The sequence below is a fragment of the uncultured Parabacteroides sp. genome (genome assembly GCF_947855115.1).
Lineage (GTDB): Bacteria > Bacteroidota > Bacteroidia > Bacteroidales > Tannerellaceae > Parabacteroides.
Window position 1 is genome coordinate 16706 of the sequence record NZ_CANTZW010000040.1, and the last position, 10306, is coordinate 27011.

Below are 10306 nucleotides of genomic sequence, written 5' to 3' on the forward strand. Positions count from 1 at the left end.
ATGGAAAAAGCTGATTTTTATCATGCCTTGAAGATTGAGAATGACCGTTGTATAGGTTGCACGCATTGTATGAAAGAATGTCCTACGGGAGCAATTCGTATTCAGGATGGTAAGGCCCTAATCCATAAGGATTGGTGCGTGGATTGCGGTGAATGCTTGAAATCGTGTCCGACAGAGGCTATTTATGTGGAGCAGGATGATTTCCAGCGTATATTCGATTATAAATGCAGGGTAGCGTTGATGCCTACGGTGTTTATCGGCCAGTTCTCGAAATACACGACCGAGAAGGAAATTATTAGCGCTGTCATGGAATTGGGCTTCACCCATGTTTTTCAAGTAGAGTTTACCGCCGATATGATCCATAAGGAAATGGTGCGACAGATGGAAAATGCGGAGGAGAAACCGGTGATCAGCTCTTTTTGTCCCGCCATCGTCCGGTTGATACAGGTTCGTTTTCCGGCATTGGTAGATAATCTCTTATTGGTGAAAGCTCCGGTAAACGCTTCAGCTACTTATTATCATAAGGTATTGGAAGGGGAGGGGATTCCATCGGAGGAGATTGGTATCTTTTATGTTACACCTTGTGCGGCGAAAATAGCAGCGTTGAAAGGAGCGGAAGGTTACTCTTCTACAATCAAAGGCGTGATAAATATGGATACCCTATATAATAAGGCATACCACATCCTTAAGAATCGCTCGGGAGGATATGAGCCAGAATGTGAACTACCCCCGCCATTGACGAAAAAAGAGATGCGGTGGAGCCAAACAGGAGGGGAGGCCAAGCATTTCTCCGGTCGTTGCCTTGCGATCGATGAGATCCATAATGTTATCGATTTCTTGGAGCGGATGGAAACGACCAGCGAGGTACGGAATGTGGATTTCCTAGAACTGAGGGCTTGTGACCGTAGTTGCGCCGGAGGTGTATTGGCCGTGGCAAACCGCTTTCTCACGGCCGAGCGTATCATGAAGCGATCCATGAATAGGGATAAAGTCCCGATGATATATGCTGCTGATAATTTTGAGGCTTTATCCTATCTGAAACAACATATCACGATCCGTCCGGTACAACCGAATCCTAAACGATTGTACGATGGAACGATTGATGAGATGCTAAAGAAAATGGAACAAGTACGAAAACTGATGTGTTACTTGCCAGGAATTGATTGTGGTGCTTGCGGTAGTCCGAATTGCCAAAGCTTAGCTGAGGATATCGTGCGCCACGAGGCTCAATTCAGCGATTGCGTGTTTATGCAACGTAATATGGAGAAACACGGAAAGCTGGATCAAGAGCATGCTTTCCGTATCGTTGAGAGAACGTGGGGGAAAGATCGTTTAAATAAAGATTGTTATAAGAAAGGAGCTAAATATGAAGGTTTGTGATTTAGTGAAAATATTGGATCTTACCGTGTTTTGTGGAGAAAAGGGCCTTGATACGGAGATAACAGGAGGCTATACTAGCGATTTGCTAAGTGATGTCATGGGACATATTGAGGAGAATATGTTATGGATTACCATGCAAACCCACCAGAACTTATTGGCTGTGGCTACTCTGAAAGACGTAGCCGCCGTATTGATCGTGAACGGGTCTTCCCCGGACACTGAGACTTTACAAAAAGGTAGGGAAGAAGCTGTCCCTCTTTTAGGAACCACACTTTCGGCGTTCGAGGCTTCCGGCAGGATTTATCAGTTACTGCAAAACGGGAATGAATGAAACAGTATTTGGCTGATTTACATATTCATACATGCCTATCTCCATGTGGTAGTCTGGAAATGAGCCCTTCGGAAATCGTCCGTCGTTCTTTAGCGAAAGGCTTGGATGCTATTGCTATTACAGACCATAATACGACTTTACAATGCCCGGAGATTCAATTTCTTGGAGAAAGAGTAGGATTGAAGGTTTTCGCAGGCGTAGAGGTCACGACCCGTGAGGAAGCGCATTGTTTGGTTTATTTTGAGACCGATGAATCTCGCAGGCAATTCCAGTTGTATCTAGAGGAACATTTACCTCCGGTGCCCAATGATCCGAAACGTTTTGGCGATCAAGTTTGGGTGAATGCGGAAGATGAGATTTTAGGAGAAGTCCCACATCTTTTGCTTTCTGCTTTAGATCAAAGCGTAAATCAACTATCTGTTCAAGTACACAGGGCCGGAGCCTTATTTGTGGCAGCTCATGTAGAACGCCCGTCGTTCAGTTTGATCAGTCAATTAGGTTTTATAGCTCCCGACTTATCTTTGGACGCTGTGGAATATAATAATTATCAAAGATACAGTAAGTTATTGCCTGCTCACGGGTATTTGAAAAAGTATACCCAATATTCAGCCTCGGATGCTCACCATCCCGAACAAATAGGTACGCAACCCTCAATTTGGCAAACGGAAGAATTAGCCTTCGAAGGATTGCGAAAGGCTTTTAGTCGAAAAGATAATCATTCAATATTTGCTTCCCATGGATAATATCGCATTCCATATCACAGATATAGCTGCCAACAGTATCAGAGCTAATGCTTCTGATATAGAGATCGATATACAGATAAGGAACACACTGATATGTATTCGTATCGCAGATAACGGCTGTGGTATGGATCCGGAAACCGTTTCTAAAATTCGAAGTCCGTTTTATACGACTCGCACAACACGAAAAATTGGTTTAGGCTTACCTTTCTTGATACAGAATGCGGAACAAACAGGTGGGAATGTGGAAATATCTTCCATACAGGGTAAAGGTACGGTTATCGTTGCTCGCTTTGTCTCGTCTCATATTGATTGTCCACCTTGGGGAGATTTAGCAGGTACAATGGCCATGCTTATAGGCAGTAATCCGGATATAAACATTCGTTTCTCATATCATGCGGATAAGGTTTCTTTGGATATCAGTACACAAGAATTGAAAGAAATTCTAGAAGATATGCCATTAAGTCATCCCAAGGTAATGCTTTATTTAAAGGAGTTTATAGCGAATCAAATAGTCACATCAAGCTAAGTTGATCTTTTTGTGATCATTTATTTTCATAACTGTGATCCAATAACGAAAAATGATCTGTATCTTTGATACAACTATAAACTTCGCATAAAACACAAGCTATCCCTTTTGTTTTATAATTACGATTATGTTTAATAGGCGTATCCGGTTCTCTCTCCGTACAATAGACCTCGTACACATTTTTAAACTGTCTTGTGCCGTATGACATTTTGATTATCTTGTAATCGGTTGGGAATATTTGATAATCCAGACAAATAAAAAACCGCCTAGTAAATATAAAAGACTACTAGGCGGTTCTAATTTATTCTAAAAGAAAGATTATTTATTCATCTCTGCTTCAATAGCGTCGAATTTATCACCCATGTTTAAATTATAGTAAATACCTCTCAAGGCAGTCATATATTCTCTTTCCTCTGGCTTCATTTGGTGAGCTTTCTCGAAATAAGGAAGAGCTTGTTTAAAGAATTCTTTGGCCTTGCCCAGTTCCTCTTGATATTGCTTAGCGTCATTGATCATATTGGCTTCACCTTGCTTGTTTACACCTTGGTTGTAATATACACGACCTAAGTTAGAAAGAGACTCTATATAATCCGGATTGATTGCCAACGCTTTCTTGAAATACTCTTCAGCCTTAGCATAATCTTTCAAGCCTGTTTCATAAACACGCCCCATTACATCGTAAAGTTGCGGATTGTTGGGATCTTTGGCGATAGCCGTATTCAAATACTCGACAGCTTTCTCATTTCTATTGGAATAGATATAATTATTGATAAGGCTCATCAAGAAATATTGTTCCTCCGGGAATTTGTTCAAACCTTCCTCCAAAGTCTTCTCTAAGTTTACGGTATCCTTAGCTTGCTCATATTCATAGCATAAGTATTGATATACCTCACTTGCTCTATAATCTGTGTTTTTAGCACGCTCTAACGCAGCGATAGCTTTTTGAGAATCATTAAGCTGAGTTGCCGCTACAGCAGCATAGAACTGAACAGTCATGAAGTTTGAATCTCTTTCAGCGACAGCCTCGCCTTTGAACATTGGCATATCGGATATTTTCAAATATTGCTCAAAGAAATCATAAGCTTTTTGATAATCTTTCTGATCAAAATAGTAAGCACCGCCATTGATATAATATACATGGTTCGCTCCTAAGATACCCTTGATATCTTTCGTGAACTTCGGCTTAACTTTTCCTTTCTCATTGGGAAGCTGATCTAACTCATATGCTTTCTCAAAGTATGGCAAAATACTACCCAATGCCTCGTACATAACAGGCTCATCCGGTTGCTGACCCAAAACTTGTTTAGTTCTTTCGTTACTAAATTGTTGATCTTCGATAAAACCGGCGACATACCAAGTTTTGGCTTGGTCTTTTGTCTCTGGATTCTCTAAAGCCCCTTTAATAAGAGTCCTAGCTTCCGAGAAATCAGGATTTGAACTCTTAGCAATACTTTGAGCCTCATTTACAGCTTTTTTCTGTGCAAAGGAGGCTGATGCTGCGACACATAGTGCCACTGTTAATAATACTCGTTTCATTGTGATAGTAATTTTGAGATTAATATTTCTATTTGTTTAAAATTATTCAGTTATTTCTTCGTTGTCATCTTGCCCGTTATCCTCTTCTGATTCCGGCAAATCGACATCGATATCAGTGCCTAAACCAACTTGACTCTCACTAATTTCTCTTTCCTCGTTTCCTTGTCTGGCCTCTTGTTCTGCTTTTTGTTCCACTTTCTCTTCTTCACTCTCAGACAACACCTTACATACAGAAGCGATTTCGTCATTACGCTTTTCCAGATTAATCAGGCGAACACCTTGAGTAGCACGTCCAATTACGTTCAAATCTGCGATCTTCATACGGATAGCGATACCAGATTTGTTGATAATCATTAAGTCGTTCTCATCCGTGACATTTTTGATAGCAACCAATTTACCCGTTTTCTCCGTGATGTTAATGGTCTTCACACCTTTACCGCCACGGTTTGTTATACGGTAATCCTCTATAGAAGAACGTTTTCCATATCCTTGTTCTGATACGACGAGTACTGTCTCCTTTTCTTTGTCTTTGATGCAGATCATACCGACTACCTCGTCTGTGTTATCCTCGTCTAAAGTCATACCTTTCACTCCGGAGGCTGTACGGCCCATTACACGTACCGCACTTTCGTGGAAACGAATAGCGCGACCGTTGCGATTCGCTATAATAACCTCATTGTTACCATTTGTCATGCATACTTGGATCAAGCCATCATCTTCACGTAATGTAATAGCGTTTACACCATTTTGGCGAGGACGGGAATATGCTTCCAGTAAGGTCTTTTTAATTACACCTTTCTTTGTACAGAATAATAGATAATGGGAGTTGATGAAATCTGTATCGGTAGTTAATTTCTTGACACGAATGAACGCTTGTACCTTGTCATCAGGTTCGATATTTAAAAGGTTCTGTATCGCACGTCCTTTAGTGTTCTTAGCTCCCTCTGGAATTTCGAATACCTTCAACCAATAACACTTCCCTTTTGCCGTGAAGAATAATAAAGTCGCATGCATAGAGGCAGGATAGATATACTCAACAAAGTCCTCGTCTCTAGTCTCGGAACCTTTCGCTCCTACCCCTCCACGGCCTTGAGCACGGAACTCACTTAACGGGGTACGTTTGATATATCCCATATGAGATACGGTTATAATCATCTCGTCATCCGCATAGAAGTCCTCCGGATTCAATTCCTCAGAGGCATAGACAATATCAGTTTTACGCTCATCGCCATATTTCTCCTTGATTTCCAATAATTCATCTTTGATAACCTTCATACAAAGGTCTTCATTCTCTAGGATCTCTTTCAAATAGGCAATCAACTTCTCTATTTCCTCATATTCCGCACGCAATTTGTCTTGCTCCAAACCTGTTAACTGGCGAAGTCTCATCTCAACAATCGCACGTGCTTGGACCTCAGATAAAGAAAAACGTTCGATCAAACGACCGATGGCCTCTTGTGGGCTTTTTGAAGATTTGATAATAGCGATTACCTCATCAATATTGTCGGAAGCAATGATCAAACCTTCTAATATATGGGCTCTTTCCTCCGCTTTCTTCAACTCATATCTCGTGCGACGGATTACGACCTCGTGACGGTGCTCGACAAAGGCCTTGATCAAGTCTTTCAGGTTAAGTAATTTCGGACGGCCATTCACCAGTGCGATATTATTAACGCTGAATGAGGATTGCAGAGCCGTAAGCTTATATAATTTATTAAGTACGACACTTGAATTTGCGTCACGTTTTACATCAACCACGATACGCATACCGCTACGATCGGATTCATCATTGACATTGGAAATGCCATCGATACGCTTTTCATTAACCAGATCTGCGATATACTTAATCAGTTCTGCCTTGTTTACCAAATAAGGTATTTCGGTAATGATAATTTTCTCATGGTTATTTTCCACTTCAATCTCTGCTTTACCGCGAAGGATGATACGTCCCCTACCCGTTTCGAAAGCGTCTTTTACTCCCCCATAACCATAAATGGTAGCACCTGTTGGAAAATCTGGAGCTTTGATATATTGCATCAAACCTTCCACCTCGATCTCTCCCTTGGCATCAATATAAGCGATACAGCCGTCTAGTACCTCACTTAAATTATGGGTCGGCATATTGGTGGCCATACCGACAGCGATACCGGATCCACCATTTACCAACAAGTTGGGGATACGAGTCGGCAATACGGTCGGCTCTTTCAATGTATCATCGAAGTTAAGCTGGAAATCTACCGTGTCCTTATCGATGTCGCGGAGCATTTCTTCAGCGAGCTTACTCAATCGTGCCTCGGTATAACGCATAGCGGCAGGGCTGTCGCCATCAACCGAACCAAAGTTACCTTGTCCGTCTACTAACGGATAACGCATAGACCATGTCTGGGCCATACGGACCATGGCGAAATATACAGACGAGTCGCCATGTGGATGATATTTACCTAAAACTTCACCAACTATTCTCGCAGATTTCTTATAAGGTTTGTCGGATGTGTTGCCCAGCTCATTCATTCCAAATAAAATACGGCGGTGAACTGGCTTAAAGCCATCCCTAACATCAGGAAGAGCACGCGAAACTATAACAGACATTGAGTAATCAATGTATGCCGATTTCATTTCCTCTTCGATGTTAATCTTAATAATTCTGTCTTGATCAACCATTTAGTTTTATATTAATTACACTCAATATCTCACCTCTGAAAAATTGCACTAAGGTAAGGTTTTTCCATATACTACGAAAGAATTTGTATTGAAATTTTGTGCCCCCGGGCTTTTCTGGGCTTATTAAGGAATAATGGCACGAATTTTGATGATAGTTGGAATAGATTATGTAACTTTGCGTAATCAGTACATATATAATTAATATGAAAAATTATTCGAAAAGATTGATTGATGTGATTGAGTATAGCCGCGAAGAAGCTGTCAGGCTCCAGAACAGTTATATCGGACCGGAGCATTTGATGCTAGGGCTTATTCGGGAAGGCGAAGGTGAGGCAATACGTGTCTTGCGAGAACTACATGCCGACCCAATGGATATTAAGCGTAAGATTGAGCAAGAAATAAAGAATACATTCGATTCAGAGGGTTCTGTCCAGCATGAGATCGCTATAAGTAAGACTACGGAGCGCGTTTTACGTATGAGCATGCTGGAATCTCGCCTGTTTAAAAAAGATGAGACAGATACGGAGCATCTCCTACTTGCGATATTGAAAGAGGAATTTAACGTAGCCGCAAAGATGTTGAATGGTGTGGGTGTTACTTATCGGTCCGCATATAATATATTAGTAAGCGGGATGGGTTCGAACAATAACATGAAAGAACTCGATGAGATCAGTGATGGATATACGGATGACGAGGAGGATGACGAAGAAGAAAATTTCTCTTCCCGCCGAGAGACATCGCGTCCTACTTCCGGACCAGGAGCCACCCAGCCAAAATCCCCTAATGATACGCCTGTATTGGATAACTTCGGAACGGATATGACACGTGCCGCCGCAGAGAATCGTCTGGATCCGATTGTAGGACGTGAGAAGGAAATCGAGCGATTGGCTCAGATTTTAAGCCGCAGGAAGAAAAACAATCCGGTGCTGATTGGTGAACCAGGTGTCGGCAAGTCGGCTATTGTAGAAGGGTTGGCTTTACGCATTGTCCAACGTAAGGTCTCCCGAGTATTATTCGATAAACGTGTGATTAGCTTAGATATGGCTTCTATCGTGGCCGGCACGAAGTACCGCGGGCAATTTGAAGAACGTATTAAAGCCATCTTGAACGAGTTATCGAAAAATCCGAATATTATCCTGTTTATTGATGAGATTCATACGATTGTAGGCGCAGGTTCTGCCTCCGGTTCCATGGATGCTGCGAACATGCTGAAGCCGGCGTTAGCTCGTGGTGAGATTCAATGTATCGGTGCTACTACCCTCGATGAATATCGAAAGAATATAGAGAAAGACGGTGCTTTGGAACGTCGTTTCCAAAAAGTGATCGTTGATCCGACTACAGCGGAAGAGACTTTACAAATTTTGCGAAACATTAAGCCTCGATATGAGGAGCATCATAATGTGATATACACGGAGGATGCTTTGTTAGCTTGTGTAAAATTGACAGAAAGATATATCAGTGACCGTAATTTCCCGGATAAGGCAATTGATGCTTTAGATGAGGCCGGTTCTCGTGTACATATATCTAATATTATTGTCCCGAAAAGTATCGAGGAACTAGAAGCAAAGATAGAGGATACGAAGAATGAGAAGCTAGCAGCAGTGAAATCTCAGAATTTTGAATTAGCTGCAAGTTTCCGTGATAAGGAACGCCAATATTTATTGCAACTGGAAGCAGCGAAAGCAAAGTGGGAACAAGAACTTCAGGAGCATCGAGAGACAGTTGATGAAGAGAAGGTAGCGGAAGTTGTTGCCATGATGTCCGGTGTACCTGTTCAACGTATTGCTAAGGCTGAGAATGTCAAGCTTTTAGAGATGACAGATGTATTGAGAAGCAAAGTGGTCGGGCAGGATGACGCAGTTCAGAAGATCGTAAAAGCAATTCAACGTAATCGCGTCGGCTTGAAAGATCCGAACAAACCAATCGGTACTTTCATGTTCTTAGGACCGACAGGTGTCGGTAAAACTCACCTAGCCAAGAAACTTGCCGAGTACTTATTTGATTCAGCTGATTCTCTGGTACGTATTGATATGAGTGAATATTTAGAGAAATTCGCTGTTTCCCGTTTGATCGGAGCACCTCCCGGATATGTTGGTTATGAAGAAGGTGGCCAATTGACAGAGAAAGTACGCCGTAAGCCTTATTCGGTGGTCTTATTGGACGAGATTGAAAAAGCGCATCCGGATGTATTTAACTTGTTGCTACAGGTTTTGGATGAAGGCCGTTTGACTGATAGTTTGGGTAGACGTATAGATTTTAAGAATACAATCTTGATCATGACTTCCAATATCGGAACACGGCAATTAAAAGATTTCGGTCGTGGCGTTGGTTTCAATACGCAGATGGCTGGCGAGCCGGATAAGGACTTCTCCCGCAGTGTGATTCAGAAAGCCTTGAATAAAGCGTTTGCTCCAGAGTTTTTGAATCGTGTGGATGATATCATTATGTTTGATCAACTTGATAAAGCCGCTATCCATAAGATTATCGATATTGAGTTACAGGGTTTGTATCAGCGTGTATCAAATTTGGGTTATGAATTGTCGATTACTGAAGAAGCAAAAGATTTCATTGCGACAAAAGGTTATGATATTCAATTTGGTGCCCGCCCGTTAAAACGTGCGATCCAGAAATATTTGGAAGATGAGATGGCAGAGATGATTATCCGTGCTTCTGTAGGTGAGGGTGATACGATTATTGTAGACTTTGATAAGGATGAACAGAAAATCATGACTTCTATCAAAAAGAAAGGCGATGAGTAATATCTATTACGAATAGATAAGTTCTTATTAACATAGAAGCCGGGCGTGAGTCCGGCTTTTTTATTTATATGTTCAGTCATTTTGACACAAAAAAAATAGATTATGCTGTATTATTTTCTTTTCAAGGAATAAAAAAGCCCGTAAAAATATTCGGCTACATCAATATGGGTAGGCAAATAAATTATGAGAAAAATAATCAAACAAGCATTGAAAAAATTGTACGCAGGATGAGACTTGAACTCACACGCCGTAACCGGCACTACCCCCTCAAAGTAGCGTGTCTACCAATTCCACCACCTGCGCATTTTAGGAAGGGTGCCCAGAACAGGACTCGAACCTGCACGATCGCAAAACCACTCGCACCTGAAAC

General features: G+C 41.6%; 7 protein-coding genes and 1 tRNA gene. 5 read left to right on the plus strand and 3 right to left on the minus strand.

Annotation, left to right across the window (positions count from 1 at the left end; genetic code table 11):
* From Q0110_RS17030 to Q0110_RS17045, 4 genes are read left to right on the plus strand one after another with little or no spacing between them, the layout of a single operon-like run.
* On the plus strand, nucleotides 1-1380 hold the full coding sequence (locus Q0110_RS17030) for a [Fe-Fe] hydrogenase large subunit C-terminal domain-containing protein (protein WP_297909243.1): 1380 nt from the start codon (nucleotides 1-3) through the stop codon (nucleotides 1378-1380).
* Nucleotides 1367-1711 (plus strand): DRTGG domain-containing protein, encoded by a 345-nt coding sequence (locus Q0110_RS17035; protein WP_297909246.1) that lies wholly within the window; start codon nucleotides 1367-1369, stop codon nucleotides 1709-1711. The genes Q0110_RS17030 and Q0110_RS17035 overlap by 14 nt, the downstream gene beginning before the upstream one ends.
* On the plus strand, nucleotides 1708-2454 hold the full coding sequence (locus tag Q0110_RS17040; protein WP_297909249.1) for a PHP domain-containing protein: 747 nt from the start codon (nucleotides 1708-1710) through the stop codon (nucleotides 2452-2454). Before Q0110_RS17035 ends, Q0110_RS17040 begins: the two co-directional genes overlap by 4 nt.
* Nucleotides 2447-2980, plus strand: a complete 534-nt coding sequence (locus Q0110_RS17045) for a sensor histidine kinase (protein WP_297909252.1) — start codon at nucleotides 2447-2449, stop codon at nucleotides 2978-2980. The genes Q0110_RS17040 and Q0110_RS17045 overlap by 8 nt, the downstream gene beginning before the upstream one ends.
* 318 nt (nucleotides 2981-3298) lie before the next feature.
* Here the strand turns inward: Q0110_RS17045 and Q0110_RS17050 are convergent, their stop codons facing one another.
* Nucleotides 3299-4516 carry a tetratricopeptide repeat protein gene (locus Q0110_RS17050; RefSeq protein ID WP_297909255.1) on the minus strand — a complete coding sequence of 406 codons (1218 nt, stop codon included), beginning with the start codon at nucleotides 4514-4516 and terminating at the stop codon, nucleotides 3299-3301.
* A 42-nt stretch (nucleotides 4517-4558) separates the two neighbouring features.
* The gene (gene gyrA, locus Q0110_RS17055; RefSeq protein ID WP_297909257.1) at nucleotides 4559-7177 is read right to left on the minus strand and encodes a DNA gyrase subunit A; all 2619 of its coding nucleotides are present in this window, start codon (nucleotides 7175-7177) and stop codon (nucleotides 4559-4561) included.
* Nucleotides 7178-7380: 203 nt separating this feature from the next.
* Between gyrA and Q0110_RS17060 the strand changes: the two genes are divergently transcribed.
* Nucleotides 7381-9936: an ATP-dependent Clp protease ATP-binding subunit gene (locus tag Q0110_RS17060; RefSeq protein WP_297909260.1), complete on the plus strand. Its 2556-nt coding sequence runs from the start codon at nucleotides 7381-7383 to the stop codon at nucleotides 9934-9936.
* Nucleotides 9937-10155: 219 nt separating this feature from the next.
* On the opposite strand, the gene Q0110_RS17065 is transcribed toward Q0110_RS17060, so the two are convergent.
* A tRNA-Leu gene (locus Q0110_RS17065) sits at nucleotides 10156-10239 on the minus strand.
* Nucleotides 10240-10306: the final 67 nt, after the last annotated feature.

What these genes read in the sequence shown, in the direction of transcription:
- Q0110_RS17030 (WP_297909243.1), top strand. Translation starts at nt 1, where the DNA reads ATGGAAAAAGCTGATTTTTATCATGCCTTGAAGATTGAGAATGACCGT.
- Q0110_RS17035 (WP_297909246.1), top strand. Translation starts at nt 1,367, where the DNA reads ATGAAGGTTTGTGATTTAGTGAAAATATTGGATCTTACCGTGTTTTGT.
- Q0110_RS17040 (WP_297909249.1), top strand. Translation starts at nt 1,708, where the DNA reads ATGAAACAGTATTTGGCTGATTTACATATTCATACATGCCTATCTCCA.
- Q0110_RS17045 (WP_297909252.1), top strand. Translation starts at nt 2,447, where the DNA reads ATGGATAATATCGCATTCCATATCACAGATATAGCTGCCAACAGTATC.
- Q0110_RS17050 (WP_297909255.1), bottom strand. Translation starts at nt 4,516, where the DNA reads ATGAAACGAGTATTATTAACAGTGGCACTATGTGTCGCAGCATCAGCC.
- gyrA (WP_297909257.1), bottom strand. Translation starts at nt 7,177, where the DNA reads ATGGTTGATCAAGACAGAATTATTAAGATTAACATCGAAGAGGAAATG.
- Q0110_RS17060 (WP_297909260.1), top strand. Translation starts at nt 7,381, where the DNA reads ATGAAAAATTATTCGAAAAGATTGATTGATGTGATTGAGTATAGCCGC.